Genomic DNA, 16,557 nt, shown 5'->3' on the forward strand with positions numbered 1-16,557 from the left:
TCGCCGCGCCGCCACCGATCACGGTCGCCGCAGCGGCACCTGCGCCGGCGACACCGAGCATCGCGAACAGCTTGCGACGATCGACGTCGGTCGTCGCAGAACGCTTGACCGCCGCGGCGATGAAGTTCTTCTCGTACACGTGATTCTCCTGACGGGGGGATCGCAGACGGATCGTGCGTGATGGCGACGTCGTCGGCACGAACGTCTGGCTCGTGCTGGCGGGAACGCTATGCGTCACCATCGATCCGTCGAGCAACCGCCACGCGTCCGATCGGGTCGCGTCCACCCCCAGTTCAGGGGTCATCCCGGGTGCCTGACCGGAAGGTGAACACCGTCTTCACGTCCATCGACGCGCTTGCGTCGATGGACCGGTCCGAACATGCTGGGCCGATGAGTTCGACCCCGCTTACCGCGAGACAGTCCCTGCTGCGCGAGATCGAGGCGGCGCTCGATGAGCACGCCTCCGGCGAGGACCTGGTCGAGCTGGTGATCCGCAGCGGCTGGCAGCCGCGACCGGTGCCCGACCCGGACTCGGAGTACCTGGAGGGGGTGCTCGAGAACGGGAAGCGGGTGCCGATCGAGATCCGGCACGCCCGCTACAGCCGGGTCAGCTGACCGGGCCGCTGCGCTCCGATCGGGATCGGTGGGGCAGAGGCCCGCGTCGAACGGCGTCGTCGCTCCCCGCTCGCCCACGCGCTGTGACCCGGCGGATCGCTCCCGCCTGAGCCGGCTGAGGAGGCCGGCCGGCTTGGGAGGATGGGCGTATGCCGGGTAGCGACGACGACCTCCTGTCGATCGCCGAGGCGCTCTACGCCGGGCAGCCGGCAGCGTTCGTCGCGGATCGGGCAGCGCGGGCGAAGCAGGCGCGCGCGGGCGGCGACCGGGATCTCGCGGCGCGGATCACGGCGCTCCCGAAACCCTCCGCCGCAGCGTCTCTCGTGAACCGGCTCGTGGCCGGCGGCGGCGGCCTCGACCGGGTGCTCGAGCTGGGCGCCGAGCTGCGCACCGCCCAGGAGGAGGGCGACCGCGACCGCCTGCGGGCGCTCGGCGCCCAGCGGCGGGAACTGCTCGCCGAGGTGACGCGCAGCGCGGCCGAGCAGGCGGAGGAGTCCGGGCGGAAGCCGAGCGCCGCCGTGCTGGAGGACGTGCGGCAGACGCTGCAGGCGGTGCTGATCGACGACGGCGCGGCGGACGCGGTCCGAACGGGGCGGCTCGTGCACGCGCTGACCGCCGACGGCCTCGACCCCGCCGACCTGACGGACGCGATCGGCGGCCCCGGCGCGATCAGGTCACCACGGCCGAGGCCGACGACGCGACAGCAGGACGACGCCGACGACCGCAGGCGGGAGGAAGCGGAGGCGGCGCGCGCCCGAGCCGAGTCCGCCCGCCGCGAGGCGGACGACGCGGCGGATCGCACCCGCGACGCGGAGCAGGAGGTGCAGCAGCGCGACGCGGCGGTGCAGGACCTCACCACGCGGCTCGCCGAGCTGCAGGAGCACCTCGAGGCGGCGCAGACCACGCTCACGGAAGCGACGCGCGCAGCGAACGCAGCGCGCACGGCGGAGGCGGAGCTGCGGACGGCAGCGGACGAAGCCGAGGCGCTCAGCGGAGGGGTCTGAGCAACCGACCATCGACGGTTCTCCCCGAGTTCACATCCGGCTCGTATGGTCCCCCGGGTGACCCTCGCACGGAAGTCAGCCGGTCGTCTGTTCTCGGTCCTGGTCGCCGGTGCGCTCGTCGTCGGCACGCCCGTGGCGGGACACGCCGCCTCCCCGTATCCGAGCGATGGCACCGCGCCCGACCTCGTGCCCCTGCTGTCCGGCTACTCCGCGATCTGGAAGGCGGACGCGGGCAACACCCTCCACGGCACGGTGCTGAACGCGACGACCCTGCAGCGCGACGACGCGCTGGCCGTGTGGATCAACCGCCACGCCACGGCGGCCCAGCAGCTGCTCGCGCTGCAGGACGCGCAGTACAACACCACGGGTGCGCAGTACGACCAGTCGATCACCGTCTCCACGGGACTCGGCTCGAAGCTCGGTCCGCTGTATGTGCAGGGCAGCGAGACCGGAGCGCTGCCGCTCACGGTCGCGCTCGTGAACAGCGAGACCGGCACCTCGGGCGCGTACGTCGGCACGACCGCCGCGAAGGCGTACTTCAGCCACCCGCGGCCCTACCTGCCGACCGACCCCGGCTCCGCACCGAAAGCCGGGGACGACCCGGTGGCATGCGCGCCGGCCAGGGTCAACGCCTCGTCGCAGGCTGCGATCCGGACGGGGCAGCCCTGGGCGGATGCGAAGGGGAACCTGCTGATCGAGCGGGTCGCTCCGGTGACCGACACGACGCACCGGTTCTCGGCGAACGACGTGCTGCTCGACGCCGGCTACGGCACCGCCGGCCTCTGCACCGGCGGCTCGTTCCCGAGCGGCCACGCCACGACGGCCTACCAGGCGGGCATCACACTCGCGACGCTGCTGCCGGAGCTCGCACCGGAGCTGCTCACCCGCGCCTCCGAGGCCGCCAACGACCGCATCGTGCTCGGCGTGCACTACCCGCTCGACGTCATCGGCGGTCGCATCGACGGCGAGGCGGCGATCGCGGAACGCTGGTCCGACGCGAAGTACCGCACGGAGGTGCTGCTGCCAGCCCGCCACGAGCTGGTGAAGTACCTGCAGAAGGCGACGGGGCACTCGCTGGCCTACGCCATTGCGCATGAGAAGGCCTACGCCTCGAACCCCTACGCGGGCAAGAAGGTGCCGGGCGGCACCGCGCAGGTCGTCGTGAACCGGAAGACGGCGGTGAAGGTCTACACGGAGCGCCTCACCTACGGCTTCGCGGCAATCGGCGCGAAGCATCTGGCGCCGTCGGTCCCGGCCGGAGCCCAGAACCTGCTGCGCACCGTCTTCCCGACCCTGACCGCGAAGCAGCGCACCAGCGTGCTCGCGCAGACCGAGATCGCCTCCGGCTTCCCGCTGGACGGCAGCCGTACGGCCGACGGCTCCTGGCAGCGGCTGAACCTCGCCGCGGCGACGAGCGCGACCGTGCTCCTCGGCACGCACGGCTCGGTGCGGGTCGTCTCGGTCGGCGGCAGGGCGCACGTGATCACGCACCGCCACCACTGACCGGTCGTGTTCACGGATCCGGGGATCCGGCGCGGAACGCCCGGATCCCCGGATCCGTGAACACGTCCCTCACCCTGCGGCGGCTCTGGAGGCGCGGACCAGCGTGTCGAGCGCGGCCCGCGCCTCGTCGAGGAACGCCGGGGAGAGTCCCAGCTGCTCGGCGATCCGGATCGGGACCTGCTCCGCCTCGCTCCGGAGCGCGCTGCCCGTCGCCGTCAGCTCGACCTGCAGCTCCCGCTCGTCCGCGGGGTTGCGGCCGCGCTCGAGGTAGCCGATCGCCGCCAGCCGCTTCAGCAGCGGCGTCAGCGTGGGGGGCTCGAGCAGGAGCGTGTCCGCGATGTCCCGCAGCGACCTCGGGCTGCGCTCCCACAGCGCGAGCATCACCAGGTACTGCGGATGCGTGAGCCCGAGGGGCTCGAGGACGGGCCGGTAGAGCTTGATCACGCTGCGGCTCGCGGTGGCGAGCGCGAAGCACACCTGCCGTTCCAGTGCGAGCGGATCCTCGACCACGGCGCCTCCATTCGTGTACGAAGGATTAGACTACTTGCTATGGACCTGCGGAAGATCGCAAGACGGCTGGACCGGGGCCTGTTCCCCGTCATGGGGCCGGCGCAGATCGGAGCGGGCCACCCCGAGCAGCCGTACGTCCGGCCCGTCGACGCCACCTGCCCGATCTGCCGCGCACCGATGACGGCGCACGTCGTCGAGCGCAGCGCCGATCCGGCGCGCGCCACCAGGCTGATCTGCCCGGCCACGCCCTGACACCTCGCGGCGAGCGCGGTCTGCAGCAGCGTCATGCAGATGACGAGCAGAAACCGCTCCCCGCCCTGGCATGCTGGTCGTCATGCCGAGCAGCGTGCCGCCGAGCACCGGCCGGGCGCTCATCGCGGGCCGGTACGAGCTCGACGAGCCGATCGGTCGCGGCGGGCGCGCCATCGTCTACGAGGCGATCGACCCGCTCCTCCAGCGCGACGTCGCGGTCAAGATCTTCCATGCCGACTCGTCGAAGGCGAGCGAGATGCGCCTGCAGGAGGCGGAGGCCCGCCTGATCGCCGGGATGAACCACTACGCCCTCACCACGCTGTTCGACGCCGGCGTCGACGCGACCGAGGCGTCGCGACCGCAGATCTACCTGGTGATGGAGCGGATCCCGGGCGTCGACCTGCGGCGGCGCATCCAGCGCTCTGGGCCGCTCACGCCCGCACAGGTCGCGTTCCTCGGCTTCGATCTGGCGGAGGGCCTCCAGTACGTGCACGAGCACGGCTTCCTGCATCGGGACATCAAGCCGGCGAACATCCTGCTGGCCGACCGCGGCATCGACACCCGGGTCCGGGGCAAGCTCGCCGACTTCGGGATCTCCAGCATGATCGACGGCCTCCCCGACAGCAGCAGCGGCACCGGTACCGGTACCGCCGCCTACCTGAGCCCCGAGCAGGTCGACGAGCAGGAACCGACGGTCGCGTCCGACGTCTACTCGCTCGGCCTCGTCCTGCTCGAGGCGCTGACCGGCACGACAGCGTTCCCGGGCACGGCGCTGGACTCGGCGCTCGCCCGGCTCGAGCGCGATCCGGTCATCCCGGCCGACGTGCCCGAGCGGCTCGCGGTCGTGCTGCGCGGGATGACGGCCCTGCTGCCGGAGGAGCGCCCGAGTCTCACGGCCGTCGCGCTCGCGTTCCAGAACGCCACGCTGCAGGACCTCATCGAGGCAGGGCGGCTCGACCCGGCGCTGCTCCTCTCCCAGGAGGACGAGCGCGTCGCGACCGTGCGGCGCTACAACATCCTGGACACCCCGCCCGACGACGCGTTCGATCGCATCACCCGCCTGGCGTGCCGGCTGGTCGACGTCCCGGTCGCGCTGGTCGGCATCGTCGATGCCGACCGCGAATGGTTCAAGTCGAGGCACGGCATCGACGTCTCCGAGATCGACCGCGACGTCGCGCTCTGCGCGACGACCATCGCGACCGGGGTGCCGTACCTCGTCGAGGACGTGCAGCTCGAGCCGGGGTTCGCGCGCAACCCGATCGTGCAGGGGGACCCGTCGCTGCGCGCGTTCCTCTCGGTCCCCCTCCGCACGGGCAGCGGGCATGCGATCGGCACGCTGTGCGTGTTCGACCGTCGTGTGCGCACGTTCACCGCGGAGGAGATCGACGATCTCGAGCAGCTCGCGGCGATGGCCGTGCGCGAGCTCGACCTCCGCCTCGCGAGCAGGAGGGCCGTGTTCGAGCGCTGAGCACCGGTCCGCCGCGGGCGGAACACTGGAGCGATGCGCCACACCCCGCACTACCTGATGACCGATCCGGCCGAGGTCGCCCGACTGATCCGGGGCAACCCGTGGGCGACCTACGTCTCCTCGGCCGCCGGCGGACTGGTCGCGTCGCACTACCCGACCCTGCTCGACGAGGCCGCCGACGAGCTGACGATCCTCAGCCACTTCGGCCGGCCCGACGAGCAGCTGCACGAGCTCGGACAGCACGAGGTGCTCGTCGTCGTGCAGGGGCCGCACGACTACGTCTCGTCGAGCTGGTACGCGGAAGGCGACGACATCCCGACGTGGAACCACGTGACCGCGCACCTGTACGGCGTGCCCGAGATCCTGAGCGCGGAGGAGAACTACGAGGTCCTCAGCCGGCTCACCGATCACTTCGAGAGCGGGTTCGAGCACGGCAGGTCGCTGTCGCTGGACGAGCAGCGGTCCCGCCGGGTCGCGACGGGCACCGTCGGGCTGCGCATGCGCGTCACCCGGTTCGATGCGCGCGCGAAGCTGAGCCAGAACAAGACACCGGAGGTCGCCGACCGGATCATGCACGAGCTCGACGGGCGCAACCCGGGCCTCGCCGCCGAGATGCGTCGCGTGCGCGGGGAGGACGCCGCCGCCTCCTAGCCGGGTGCTCCGCGGCGCCTCCGGGCTCGCGTGCGGATTCGGATGTCAGGATGCACGCTCACTCGAGGAGCGTGGACGTGTCCGAAGCCGCAGGCGCGACGTTCCGACGCGGGATCGCGGTGGCCCGCATCCACCGCAGCGGCATCGACGCGCAGCGGGTCCTGCTGGTCGGCGACCGAGCGTTCCTCGAGCCGCCGGCCATGACCGGGCCGCGGTTCGCCGACCTGCTGGCCGACCGGGTCAGCGACCGGACCCGCAGAGGGCTCGACCTGGACGTGGTCTCGGATCTCGCGCCGGCGCTGCAGGCCGTCGCCGGTGCCACCGCCGCCTGGCGTCTCTGGCGCTACGAGGCGGTCGTCGTGCTCCTGCCGGAGCTGTCGGCGCGGGAGAGCGGTTCCTGGCGGTCCGCCCGGATGGGCAGGCTGGCGCGCACGGTGATCCCGGCGCTCGCGGAGGCAAGCCGCGTCCTCGTCGTGCGGCTGCGCGTCGGCGACGACCTCGGCTCAGCCCCGGCCGCCATGCCGTGGGACGAGGGGTCGGTGATGTCCACCATCGGCGTCGAGCTGGGCGCGGACGGCCTCCTCCCGCCCGGTCCGCTGCACGCCGACACCATCGCCGATCAGGTGACCGCCATGCTCCGCGCCTCCAGCGACGCCGCCGTGGTGGGCAGCGGTGGTACGGCCAGCGAGCGGCGCGCGCAGCCCGAGCCCGAGGCGGACCGCCAACGCGCGGTGGACAGGACCACCGAGACGGTCGGCGGGCTGACCCCCCATCTCGAGCGGGTCGTGCTGATGGCACGTAATACCTTCGACGTGCCGTTCGCGCAGGTGAACCTGCTCGATCACGGGCACGTCCGAACGCTCGCATACGTCGGCACACCCGGCAACGCCGCGAATCAGCCCATCTGCTCGATCACCGTGCGGGGGTCGGGCCCGACGATCATCGCCGACACGTGGGAGGACCACCGGCTCGACACGAACCCGCACGTCCACGGTGGCGACCACCCCGTGCGCTTCTACGCCGCGCACCCCATCGAATCGCTCGACGGCTACCGGGTCGGGACCCTGTGCGTCTTCGACCTGAAGCCGCACGACCCGGACGACATCGACCCCTCCGTGCTGCGCGACCTCGCGCTGCTGGCGGAGGCGGAGATCAGCGCCCTGCCGCTCGTCTGACGGACCCGGGCAGACGCCCCGGGCCGTGGTCCGGTCGTGAGGGGCGCGTCGCCGTTCCGCAGTTCTCGAGCGACACCCCGGCAGCAGCGCGTCGTCGAAGTCCTGCGGAACGGCGGAACGATCGGTCAGGCGCCCTTCGCGGCGCCCGCGACGTCGTCCTTCGCGTCGGCGGCGGTGCCGCGCACATCGGATGCGGCGGACTGCCCCTCCTGCTTGACGGTGCCCGCGGCGTCCTGGGCGACGTCCTTCAGGTGGGCGGCCGCGTCCTGCGCCGGCTCCTTCAGGTTCTGCGCGACGTCCTTCGCCGCATCCTTGGCCGCACCGACCAGCGGAGCCGCCTTGTCCTTCGCGGTCGAGGCGAGGTCCTTCTCGGCCGACGCGGTCGGGATCAACGACGACAGCAGCCAGCCGGCGCCGAAGGCGATCAGGCCGACGACCATCGGGTGACCCTTCGCGGCCTCGACCGCGGAGGTGCCGGCACCGGCGCCGGAGGTCGGCAGGACGTCGGACGCGTGCTGCGCGGCGCCCATCACGGACTCCCGAGCGGACCGGAGGCGACCCGTGACCTTCTCCTTCTGACGCTCGGCGATGGCGCTCGGGTCGACCTTCTCGGCCAGCGCGTCGACGTCGCCGCCGAGCCGGCTGCGGGTCTGCTCGATGTTCGCGCGGATGGTGTCGGGGTCGCTCACTGGGTGCCTCCGGGCTTCAGGGTGTCGGGGATCTTCTTCAGGGAGTCGACCGTGCGCGGTGCTCCCCTGACGGACTTGAGGTTGGCGCGGCCGCGGACGAACAGGACCGCGCCGACGATGGCGTAGACGACGGTGACGACCAGGCCCGACCAGGCGTTGCCGATCAGGTACCCGAGCGCCCACCAGACGGTGATGGACAGGAACAGGAGTGCGAAGAGTGCGGCGACGGCGGCGCCGCCGAACATGCCGGCACCCTTGCCCGCCTGCTTGGCGGATTCGGTCAGCTCCGCCTTCGCGAGTTCGACCTCCTGGCGGAACAGCGTGGAGAGGTCGCTGGTGATGCCGCTGAGCAGGTCGCCGAGCGCGCCAGGGGACGCCTGGTCGTCGGGGAGGGGGCGGCTCATCGGAGATCGCCGGCTGACGGGCCCTCGGCGTCGTCCTTCGCCTCGGCGACGAGCGCCTTGGTGAGTCGGGCCGCCACGATGCCGGTGACGGCGGCGAGGCCGATGAACAGGCCCGGCCGACGCGCGGCGAAGGTCTTCACCTCGTCGAGGACGTCTTCGGGGCTGCGGTGCTCGAGCCACTCGGCGACCCCGCGGGCTCGTGTCTCGAGCGACTGGACCAGCTCGGAGGCGAGCCCCCTGTCGGCCTGGCCGCCCATGCTGCCGAGGTCGTCGGCGAACGCGTGCAGGGTGCTCGCGGCCTTGTCCTGCTGGGTGCCGGCCTGCTCGGAGAGCTGCGACGTGGCCTGGCCGTAGAGGTCCCTGGCCTGGCCCAAGGCGTCCTTGGCGACGCGGGACGCCTGCTCCTTGCCCGTGGCCGCGACCTTCGCGCCGGCGTCCTCTGCCGTGTCCTTGACGTCGGCGGCTGCGTCCTTCGCGGCTCCGGAGGTCTGCTCGGCGCGATCCTTCGCCTGCGACGCGGCGCTGTCGGAGGCCCCGTCGGTGGTGTCGTCGTCGATGTCGTCGTCGGCGAACGGGGTGCCGGGCGCTGGCACGCGCAGCTGACCGTAGGTCGGTTCGGCGATCGTCTCGTCGTACAGCGGCGTCGTGGCCGACGCGCCGTTCTCGGGCGGCGTGATGCTCATGAGGTTCCTCTCGTCGGTCGTGGTTCGATCGAGCGGGAGATACCGCATCACGCGGAACCTCGGAGAAGTTGGGGCTGGACAACCGGTCCGAACAGGCGTATCGCGCGGGCGTTGGGGCCGGTCTGGGCGTCCGGCCGGAACCCACCTCAAATCGCCCGCACGTGCTCCGAGAACTCGCTGCGAAGGGTCAGCAGTCCCTCTCGAGTGCCGCCTTCGCCTCGTGGAGGGAGGGGAAGCGGCCGCGGAGCTCGGCCGTCGGGCCGATCGCCGTGTACCCGGCGCGACGGTCATAGACGGTCATGCCCGCGTACTCGCCGTCGCCGGTCGCGACCCAGAGGTGGCGCTCGGGCGAGCGCCAGACGAGCGGGGTGCGTCGAGGACGCGTGGTGCGGGCGCGCCGACGGCGCGTGGAGGTGAGGTGCAGCATTGGGAAGTTCCGATCCGAGCCGCCCTGCGGATCACGTCCGCGGGCGAGAGCCTCAAGCGGGGCGTCCAGGTCGGACGGCACCATCGCGAGGCGGCTGCGCTCAGGATACGGCACGACATGCGCTCGGTGGTGTGCACGGATCCGGGGATCCGGGGCGCCGCGCTGCCGGATCCCCGGATCCGTGCACACCACCCTCACGCGGTGACGGTGAAGGTCGTACCGAGGGTCGCGGTCGAGTCGGTGCCGACCCAGACGTCGAAGACCGACGGGTCGAGCACGAAGTCGCGGACGGCCGCGTTCCAGTAGCGCCGCTCGCGCGGGCCGACGGGGAACGACAGCCGCCGCTCCTGGCCGGCCGGGATCGTGACGCGCTCGAAGCCCTTCAGCTCGCGGACCGGCCGGGAGGCGGTGCCCGAACGCTGGTGGAGGTACACCTGCACGACCTCGTCGCCGTCACGCGCCGATTCGTTCCGCACGGTCACGGAGACCGTCACGACCCCCTCCGGCCCGACGGTGTCCGTGTCGGTTCCGAGGTCCGAGTACGCGAACCGCGCGTAGCCGAGGCCGTGGCCGAACGGGAACAGGGGCGTGCTGGCCTCGTCCCAGTAGCGGCGGTGCTGGTTCTCCGGCTCGTGCGAGGTCAGGTGCGAGTAGACGATCGGCACCTGGCCGACCGACCGCGGCCAGGTGAACGGCAGCTTCCCACCGGGCGCGGCGTCGCCGAACAGCAGATCGGCGACGGCCGCGCCGCCCTGCGAGCCCGGGTACCAGACGTCGAGGATCGCCGGCACGTGCTCGGCGGCCCAACGCAGGTCGAGCGGCCGGCCGTTCATCACGACCAGCACCGTCGGGGTACCGGTCGCGACGACCGCCTGCAGCAGGTCGAGCTGGCGCCCGGGCAGCTCGAGGGACGACCGCGAGGCCCCCTCCCCGATCATGTTCTGCCACTCCCCCAGCACGACGACGGCGACGTCGGCGTCGGTCGCGACCTGCACGGCGCGGGCGAACTCGGCGTCGGCGTCGAACCCCTCCGGATCCTCGGGCGCGTTGCGGCCGAAGACGTCGAACATGGAGGGGAAGGTGCGCTGCACGACCGGGATGCCACGCACCGCCTCCACCCGCACGGCGTCGCCGACGCGCGCACGGATGCCGTCCACGACCGTGACCGTCTCCGCGAGGTCGTAGTCGAACACCCAGGGCCCGATGGTGTCCCGCGGCGAATCCGCGAGCGGGCCCAGCACGGCGATCGAGCCGAGCGCACCGGCGTCGAGCGGCAGGAGGTCGCCCTCGTTGCGCAGCAGCACGGCCGACCGGCGGGCGGCCTCTCGGGCGACTTCGCGATGGGCGGGATCGGCGAGCACGGTCGCCGCGCGCGCCTCGTCGACGTACGGGTCGTCGAACAGGCCGAGCCGCAGCTTCACCTCGAGGATGCGGCGGACCGCCGTGTCGAGCTCGGCCTGGTCGACCTCGCCGGCCGCGAGCGCGGCCGGCAGGTGGTCGTACGCCGGATCGGCGATCGCCATCTCCATGTCCAGACCGGCATGCAGTGCGCGGGCGGCTGCGACCTGCAGGTCGCGCGCGAATCCGTGGGTGGTCAGGTTGCGGGCCGCGTTGGCGTCGCTCACGGTGAAGCCCTGGAAGCCGAGCGCGTCCCGCAGCACGTCGGCGATCAGCCACCGGTTCCCCGTGGCGGGGATCCCGTTCACGGCCATGTAGGCGGTCATCACGGTGCCGGCGCCCGCCTCGATCGCCGCCGCGAAGGGCGGCAGCACCACGTTCCAGAGGTCCGCGTCGGCGAGGGAGACCTCGTCGTAGTCGCGGCCGCCGAGTCCGTAGCCGTAGCCCGCGAAGTGCTTCGGACCGGCGACGATGTGGTCGACCGCGCCGAGGTGCTCGCCCTGGAACCCGCGGACCTGCGCGGCCGCCACGACCGAGCCGAGGTACGGGTCCTCGCCGGCCCCCTCCACGATCCGTCCCCAGCGCGGATCCCGCGCGATGTCGACCATGGGCGCGAACGCCCAGTGGATGCCGGCGGCGCGCGCCTCCTTCGCCGCGACGGCCTGCCCCGCCTCGATCACCTCGGGATCCCACGACGCCGCCATCGCGATCGGGACGGGCATGACCGTGCGCAAGCCGTGGATGACGTCGAAGCCGAACAGCGCGGGGATGCCGAGGCGGTTGCCCTCGACGGTCGCGCGCTGCAGCCGGTTGATCTCCGCGGGATCCGTCACGAACAGCAGGGATCCGACGCGGCCCCTGGCCAGCGCGGCCTCGACGGCGCGCGGTTGGGCCGCGACATCGGGCCCGAGCGCCGGGTCGTCGGCGGCCTCCGGCGGCACGCCGAAGAAGAAGTACTGGGTCAGCTGCCCGGCCTTCTCCTCCGGCGTCATCTCCGCGAGGAGGCGGTCGATCCGGTCGGTGGTCGCGGCGTCGTCGCCCTGCGTCATGTGATGCTCCGTTCGTGGGTGGAGGGGGTGCGGGGCGTCGCCAGCGCACCCGAGGCGAGGAACGCCGCGAGCATGAAGACGACGAGGAGCCAGAAGGACTGCAGCAGGCCGACGCCCTCGGCGATCAGACCGATCGCGGGCGGACCGGCGAGGTTCGCGAGGTAGCCGATGGACGCGACGACGCTGACCCGGGCCGCCGCGTTCGGGCCTCCCGCCTCCGCCGCCGCGGACATGCCGAGCGGGAAGCCCATCGAGACGCCGACGGACCACAGCAGCACCCCGAGCAGCACGAGGACGGGGCTGCCGCCGAGGATGAACAGCACCAGGCCCGCGACGCCGACCGCGGTCGTCACGCGCACGGCCGCGACCCGGCCGATGCGATCGACGACCGGTCCGGCCAGGATCCTGGTCGTGGCCTCCCCGGCCGCGAACGCGGTGAAGAACAGCGCGGCGATCGCCGCGGGCTGCCCGTGGTCCCGCTGCACCCCGAGCGTGAGCCAGTTGCCCGCCGAGCCCTCGCCCAGCTCGACACCGAGCATCACGACGCCGATCAGCAGCAGGCGGACGTCGAGCCAGCCGCGCAACCACGCGCGCACCGCCTCCGCCGGACGCGTCGGCGCGCTCGCCTCCTCCGCCGGCGCGTGGTCGGGGAGCGCACGGTGGATGAGCCCGGCGGCGAGGAGGATCAGCACCGCCTCGCCGAGGAACTGCGGGGCGGGCGCGATGCCGAGGGCCGCGCAGGCGGCACCGATGCCGGAGCCGACCGCGACGCCGATCGACCACGCCGCGTGCATGAACGGCAGCAGCGTGCGGCCGGCGGCGCGCTCGACGGCGGTGCCCTCCACGTTCAGCAGCACGTCGGCCGCCGCGATGCCGTAGCCGACGATCGCGAATGCGACGGCCAGCAGCGGGATCGCGCCGACCGCGATGCCGAGCCCGAGCACGGCCAGCGCGACCGCGACGACGACGAGCGCGACCGCGATGCCGCGGCGGTTGCCGAAGCGGTGCGCGATCGGGGTCGAGGTGAGCAGACCGCCGACCGAGCCGATCGTGATGAAGGCCAGGACGGTGCCGATCGTGCCCGTCGTCACGTGCAGCTCCGCGGTGATGGCCGGCAGGCGCGTGCCCCACGACGAGACGGTGAGCCCACCGATCCCGAACCCGGCGATCAGGGCGTTCCGCCATCGGCCGAGCAGCCGCTGGTCGAGCGCGAGCGCATCCGTCATGCCGTGCACCTCCCCCGCGTACCGACGTCGGCACGCGCGCGCCGGAGGGTCGAGACGCCTCGTCGAGTCAGAACCCGCCACCGGAAGGCTCTGCGGACCACGCTAGGCGACCCGGGTCGTGGTCCTCGTCCCAAGGATCGCTCCCCTGCCGCGCCCACGCTGCCGGACCGGCGGAGGTCAGCGCTGCGACAGCGGAGAGATCACCAGCTCGTCGATCCGGACGTGCGGAGGCGCGTCGAGCACGTGGAGGACGCTCCGCGCGACGTCCGCCGGGCTGAGCATCACGGCTCGCGCGGCGTCGTCGGGGACCACCGGGCGCAGCTGCAGGAACTCGGTGTCGACATCACCGGGGCACAGGTGGGTCGCGCGGACCCCGTGCTCCGCCTCCTGTGCGTTGAGGGTGCGGCAGACGGAGGCGAGCGCGGATTTGCTCGCGCTGTACGCGACGCCGGCACCCGGGGAGAACGACCAGGCCGAGTACGAGGAGACGACCACGACGGTGCCACCGCGCTCGCGGAGTGCCGGCAGGGCCGCGTCGACGACCCGGACGGTGCCCAGCAGGTTCGTCGCGACCACGTCCTCGAAGCCCGAAGCCGTCTGATCGGCCCAGCGCCGCTGCGGACTGTTCAGCCCGGCGGCGGCGACGACCTCGTCGACGGGTCCGAGCATGCTGCGGATGGCCGATGCCGTCGCCGGTGCCCAGTCGGCATCCGTGGCGTCGCCTGCGATCACCTCCGCACGCCCGCCTCCTGCGGCGATCTCGGCCGCGACCGCCTCGAGCCGATCGACCCTCCTGCCGCTCAGCACGACCGTGCGATTCCGAGCGGCCGCCGCGAGCGCGGTCGCCCTGCCGATGCCGCTGCCGGCACCGATCACCCAGAGCACACGGCTCCCCTGCTCGCTCACCATGTGCGAACGGTAGAACGGTGGGGTCGAGGAGGCGCTGATGGAGCTGGATCTTGAGGGCCGGGTGGCCGTGGTCACCGGCGGCGGACGGGGCATCGGCCGCGGCATCGCGGACCGGCTGGTCGCCGAGCGCGCACGGGTCGCGGTGCTCGACCTCGCCTTCCCCGACGGGGTGCCGGACGACCGGGTCGCGGTGCGCTGCGACGTCACGGACCCGGAGTCGGTCGGTTCGGCCGTGGCGGAGGTGACGCGGCGGTTCGGGACGGTCGACGTGCTCGTCAACAACGCGGGCATCAACGTCGAGGGGCAAGTCGCCGACCTCGATCCGGCGCGGTTCAGGGCGGCGATGGATGTCAACGTCGGCGGGGTGTTCCTCGTGTCGCAGGCCGTGATCCCGGCGATGCGGCGGGCGGGCGGCGGGCGCATCATCAACGCGGCGTCGTTCGCGGCGATCGTGCCGAGCGTCGGCAGCGCCGCGTATGCGGCGTCGAAGGCGGCCGTCGTGCAGCTGACCCGCGTGCTGGCGAGCGAGCTCGGGCCGTGGGGGATCACGGTGAACGCGTACGCGCCGGGCATGGTGCCGACCGCGATGAACGGCTTCGCGGAGATGGAGACCGCCGATCAGGACCGGCTGCTCGACACGCTCTCGCTGCGGCGCTGGGAGACGCCGGACGACATCGCCGACCTGATCGTCTTCCTCGCCAGCGATGCCGCCGGCTACATCACGGGCGCGCTGATCGACGTGAGCGGAGGCAAGCTCGCCACGCAGATCCCCGCGAAGGCCTACGAGGCCGCCGCGCGGATCACCGGCCCGGAGGCGGTCGCAGGGAGCAGGCCGCCGAGGAAGCGGGCGACGAGCCGCGCAGCAGGCACCGGCGCGGCCGCCTCGACCGCCGCGTTGTAGTTCGTGTTCGTGTTCACGTCGTACGTGACGCGTCGGCCGTCCACGGTCTCGAGGAACTCGATCCCGGCGATCTCGATCCCATGCCGCTGCAGGAATATCTCGTAGTCGGCGATCAGCGGGTCGTCGGCGAGCCCCTCCCGCAGCGCGAACGCGGGAATCTCGAGGCCGGTACGCGGGTCGATCACGCACGCGTCCGCCGGGCACAGCTCGAAGCTGCCGGTCGAGATGTCGACCCGGACCGCGTAGGCGAACCGGCCGCCGACGAACTCCGCGCGCGTGACGAACGGCTCCGCGGCGACGAGGTACTCCTGCAGCAGGGTGACGCCGTCGACCGGCTCCTCGAACAGCGGTGAGGCGACGTCTGCGTCGAACGCGGCGTGGTCGTCGAACCGCCGGACTCCGAGGCCCTTGCCGCCCTGGTTGTGCTTCGTGATGAACGGCGTCGGGAACGTGCGTGCCGCCTCCACGAGCCGCTCCCGCCCGAAGACGGCCGTCGTGCGCGGTACGGCGAAGCCGGCGGCGCGCAGCGCCGCGTGCTGCCGCACCTTGCTGACCTCGAGCTCGGCGACGGCCGTGCCGTTCACGACCCGCGCGCCCCACGCTTCCGCCCAGGAGAGCACCGAACGCGCCGTCTCCTTCGCGATGCCGTGCCCGCGGGTGTGGGCGGAGGCGCTGAGGCGCGACCACCAGACGCCGGGCGGCGGGGGCGCGTCGAGATCGATCACGCCCTCCGTGAGCGAGACCTCGTGGAGCGGCACACCCTCCGCCTCGAACGCCGCACGGAACGGCGGTAGCCAGTCGGGGTTCTCGGACAGGACGTGGACGACGGGCTCGCTCATCCGATCGGGTTCCCCCGCGCGTCGACGACCTGCCGCTCGCCGGCGCGGACGGGGATCGGCAGCCGGTTCTCCGCGGGCGGCAGCGGACAGTTCCACGCCGGGCTGAACGAGCACGGCAGTAGACCGGCCAGGTTGAAGTCGATCACCGCGGTCGCCGCACCTGCGGGGATCCGCACGGTGCGGCCGGAGCCGGAGGACTCCCCTCCGCTGGTCACGTCCGTGAAGTGCACGGACAGCTCGCCCGCGTCCGGCCCCTGCGTCGCCGCGAGGTGGTGCACGACGCCCTCGCGCTCGAATGCGACATCGGCGATCACCGGGACCGGGATCGGTCGGGGGTCGCGATGATGCGGGATCATGACGGTCCTGCCGTCGTCGACAGGAGTCACCACGGCCTCGACGATCCAGGAGCCGTCGACGTCGTACGCGGCGATGCCGGCGAACCCGCGCTCGACCGCCGCCTCGGGGTTCCAGACCTGGAGGGCGAACTGCGAGCGGTCGTAGCTGAACAGCACGCCCTCCGCGCCGCCGGGGAAGCGGGCGACGGCCGGGCCGTCCGCCTCGTGCGCGTGCAGCACCGCCGTGCCGTCGACGAGGCGACCGCCGAGGTGGATCCCCTCCTCCGCGCGCGCCTCGACCTGCAGGCCCGGGCGCCCCTCCGGCAGCGGCGCCCAGCGTCCCGGAGCGCCGTGGACCGTCGTCCCCGGTTCGGTGACGAAGTCGCCCCAGACGAAGGAGGCGGCGCCGCGCGGGCCGGTCGCGGCGATGTACCGCGCTTCCCGGATCCGCGCGACGGTCTGCTGCTCGGTGAGGACTGCGGTCATGGCGGAGACGATACGTCCGCTCCCGGAGCGCCG

General features: G+C 72.8%; 17 protein-coding genes and 1 pseudogene. 8 read left to right on the forward strand and 10 right to left on the reverse strand.

The annotated features are described in order from the left end of the window. Window positions 1-390 precede the first annotated feature (390 nt). The 3 genes from ACFE67_RS04395 (at window position 391) to ACFE67_RS04405 (ending at window position 3,122) form a co-directional block, all read left to right on the forward strand. A complete protein-coding gene (locus tag ACFE67_RS04395) occupies window positions 391-615 on the forward strand; it encodes a hypothetical protein (RefSeq protein ID WP_375405657.1) in 225 nt (74 codons plus the stop codon). Between the two features lie 149 nt (window positions 616-764). Further along, a complete protein-coding gene (locus ACFE67_RS04400) occupies window positions 765-1,619 on the forward strand; it encodes a transposase (protein ID WP_375405658.1) in 855 nt (284 codons plus the stop codon). A gap of 57 nt (window positions 1,620-1,676) precedes the next feature. Continuing rightward, window positions 1,677-3,122: a phosphatase PAP2 family protein gene (locus ACFE67_RS04405; protein ID WP_375405659.1), complete on the forward strand. Its 1,446-nt coding sequence runs from the start codon at window positions 1,677-1,679 to the stop codon at window positions 3,120-3,122. A 69-nt stretch (window positions 3,123-3,191) separates the two neighbouring features. Here the strand turns inward: ACFE67_RS04405 and ACFE67_RS04410 are convergent, their stop codons facing one another. Then, window positions 3,192-3,632, reverse strand: a complete 441-nt coding sequence (locus tag ACFE67_RS04410; RefSeq protein WP_375405660.1) for a MarR family winged helix-turn-helix transcriptional regulator — start codon at window positions 3,630-3,632, stop codon at window positions 3,192-3,194. A 39-nt stretch (window positions 3,633-3,671) separates the two neighbouring features. Between ACFE67_RS04410 and ACFE67_RS04415 the strand changes: the two genes are divergently transcribed. From ACFE67_RS04415 to ACFE67_RS04430, 4 genes are all read left to right on the forward strand, one after another. Then, complete coding sequence (locus tag ACFE67_RS04415; protein ID WP_375405661.1) at window positions 3,672-3,884, forward strand: hypothetical protein; 213 nt, start codon at window positions 3,672-3,674, stop codon at window positions 3,882-3,884. Between the two features lie 82 nt (window positions 3,885-3,966). Then, window positions 3,967-5,352, forward strand: a complete 1,386-nt coding sequence (locus tag ACFE67_RS04420; protein WP_375405662.1) for a protein kinase — start codon at window positions 3,967-3,969, stop codon at window positions 5,350-5,352. A 33-nt stretch (window positions 5,353-5,385) separates the two neighbouring features. Next, the gene (locus ACFE67_RS04425; RefSeq protein WP_375405663.1) at window positions 5,386-6,003 is read left to right on the forward strand and encodes an FMN-binding negative transcriptional regulator; all 618 of its coding nucleotides are present in this window, start codon (window positions 5,386-5,388) and stop codon (window positions 6,001-6,003) included. 77 nt (window positions 6,004-6,080) lie between these two features. Continuing rightward, window positions 6,081-7,178 carry a hypothetical protein gene (locus ACFE67_RS04430; protein WP_375405664.1) on the forward strand — a complete coding sequence of 366 codons (1,098 nt, stop codon included), beginning with the start codon at window positions 6,081-6,083 and terminating at the stop codon, window positions 7,176-7,178. A gap of 125 nt (window positions 7,179-7,303) precedes the next feature. Here the strand turns inward: ACFE67_RS04430 and ACFE67_RS04435 are convergent, their stop codons facing one another. The 7 genes from ACFE67_RS04435 to ACFE67_RS04465 form a co-directional block, all read right to left on the reverse strand. Then, window positions 7,304-7,867: a DUF3618 domain-containing protein gene (locus tag ACFE67_RS04435; protein ID WP_375405665.1), complete on the reverse strand. Its 564-nt coding sequence runs from the start codon at window positions 7,865-7,867 to the stop codon at window positions 7,304-7,306. Beyond that, the gene (locus tag ACFE67_RS04440) at window positions 7,864-8,271 is read right to left on the reverse strand and encodes a phage holin family protein (RefSeq protein WP_375405666.1); all 408 of its coding nucleotides are present in this window, start codon (window positions 8,269-8,271) and stop codon (window positions 7,864-7,866) included. Before ACFE67_RS04440 ends, ACFE67_RS04435 begins: the two co-directional genes overlap by 4 nt. Continuing rightward, window positions 8,268-8,954, reverse strand: coding sequence for a hypothetical protein (locus ACFE67_RS04445; RefSeq protein ID WP_375405667.1), 687 nt, complete (start codon window positions 8,952-8,954; stop codon window positions 8,268-8,270). The genes ACFE67_RS04440 and ACFE67_RS04445 overlap by 4 nt, the downstream gene beginning before the upstream one ends. A gap of 187 nt (window positions 8,955-9,141) precedes the next feature. Further along, on the reverse strand, window positions 9,142-9,381 hold the full coding sequence (locus tag ACFE67_RS04450) for a hypothetical protein (protein WP_375405668.1): 240 nt from the start codon (window positions 9,379-9,381) through the stop codon (window positions 9,142-9,144). Window positions 9,382-9,575: 194 nt separating this feature from the next. Next, window positions 9,576-11,828, reverse strand: coding sequence for a beta-glucosidase BglX (gene bglX / locus ACFE67_RS04455; RefSeq protein ID WP_375405669.1), 2,253 nt, complete (start codon window positions 11,826-11,828; stop codon window positions 9,576-9,578). Next, entirely contained in the window at window positions 11,825-13,054 is a 1,230-nt protein-coding gene (locus tag ACFE67_RS04460) for an MFS transporter (protein ID WP_375405670.1), read from the reverse strand. Before ACFE67_RS04460 ends, bglX begins: the two co-directional genes overlap by 4 nt. Window positions 13,055-13,231: 177 nt before the next feature. Further along, window positions 13,232-13,963 carry an SDR family oxidoreductase gene (locus ACFE67_RS04465; RefSeq protein WP_375405671.1) on the reverse strand — a complete coding sequence of 244 codons (732 nt, stop codon included), beginning with the start codon at window positions 13,961-13,963 and terminating at the stop codon, window positions 13,232-13,234. Between the two features lie 37 nt (window positions 13,964-14,000). Here ACFE67_RS04465 and ACFE67_RS04470 point away from each other — a divergent pair, with 37 nt between their 5' ends. Continuing rightward, complete coding sequence (locus ACFE67_RS04470; RefSeq protein WP_375405672.1) at window positions 14,001-14,864, forward strand: SDR family NAD(P)-dependent oxidoreductase; 864 nt, start codon at window positions 14,001-14,003, stop codon at window positions 14,862-14,864. Here the strand turns inward: ACFE67_RS04470 and ACFE67_RS04475 are convergent. Both ACFE67_RS04475 and ACFE67_RS04480 read right to left on the reverse strand, forming a co-directional pair. Further along, window positions 14,780-15,703 (reverse strand): annotated as a pseudogene (locus ACFE67_RS04475) (RimK family alpha-L-glutamate ligase); the annotation flags it as partial. The gene ACFE67_RS04470 and the pseudogene ACFE67_RS04475 overlap by 85 nt on opposite strands. Continuing rightward, window positions 15,700-16,524: a DUF1684 domain-containing protein gene (locus ACFE67_RS04480; RefSeq protein WP_375405673.1), complete on the reverse strand. Its 825-nt coding sequence runs from the start codon at window positions 16,522-16,524 to the stop codon at window positions 15,700-15,702. The gene ACFE67_RS04480 and the pseudogene ACFE67_RS04475, both read right to left, overlap by 4 nt. Between the last annotated feature and the right edge of the window lie 33 nt (window positions 16,525-16,557).

The organism is uncultured Amnibacterium sp. (assembly GCF_964244015.1).
In the GTDB taxonomy this organism is placed as follows: domain Bacteria; phylum Actinomycetota; class Actinomycetes; order Actinomycetales; family Microbacteriaceae; genus Amnibacterium.

What these genes read in the sequence shown, in the direction of transcription:
- ACFE67_RS04395 (WP_375405657.1), top strand. Translation starts at nt 391, where the DNA reads ATGAGTTCGACCCCGCTTACCGCGAGACAGTCCCTGCTGCGCGAGATC.
- ACFE67_RS04400 (WP_375405658.1), top strand. Translation starts at nt 765, where the DNA reads ATGCCGGGTAGCGACGACGACCTCCTGTCGATCGCCGAGGCGCTCTAC.
- ACFE67_RS04415 (WP_375405661.1), top strand. Translation starts at nt 3,672, where the DNA reads ATGGACCTGCGGAAGATCGCAAGACGGCTGGACCGGGGCCTGTTCCCC.
- ACFE67_RS04420 (WP_375405662.1), top strand. Translation starts at nt 3,967, where the DNA reads ATGCCGAGCAGCGTGCCGCCGAGCACCGGCCGGGCGCTCATCGCGGGC.
- ACFE67_RS04425 (WP_375405663.1), top strand. Translation starts at nt 5,386, where the DNA reads ATGCGCCACACCCCGCACTACCTGATGACCGATCCGGCCGAGGTCGCC.
- ACFE67_RS04440 (WP_375405666.1), bottom strand. Translation starts at nt 8,271, where the DNA reads ATGAGCCGCCCCCTCCCCGACGACCAGGCGTCCCCTGGCGCGCTCGGC.
- ACFE67_RS04445 (WP_375405667.1), bottom strand. Translation starts at nt 8,954, where the DNA reads ATGAGCATCACGCCGCCCGAGAACGGCGCGTCGGCCACGACGCCGCTG.
- ACFE67_RS04450 (WP_375405668.1), bottom strand. Translation starts at nt 9,381, where the DNA reads ATGCTGCACCTCACCTCCACGCGCCGTCGGCGCGCCCGCACCACGCGT.
- bglX (WP_375405669.1), bottom strand. Translation starts at nt 11,828, where the DNA reads ATGACGCAGGGCGACGACGCCGCGACCACCGACCGGATCGACCGCCTC.
- ACFE67_RS04460 (WP_375405670.1), bottom strand. Translation starts at nt 13,054, where the DNA reads ATGACGGATGCGCTCGCGCTCGACCAGCGGCTGCTCGGCCGATGGCGG.
- ACFE67_RS04465 (WP_375405671.1), bottom strand. Translation starts at nt 13,963, where the DNA reads ATGGTGAGCGAGCAGGGGAGCCGTGTGCTCTGGGTGATCGGTGCCGGC.
- ACFE67_RS04470 (WP_375405672.1), top strand. Translation starts at nt 14,001, where the DNA reads ATGGAGCTGGATCTTGAGGGCCGGGTGGCCGTGGTCACCGGCGGCGGA.
- ACFE67_RS04480 (WP_375405673.1), bottom strand. Translation starts at nt 16,524, where the DNA reads ATGACCGCAGTCCTCACCGAGCAGCAGACCGTCGCGCGGATCCGGGAA.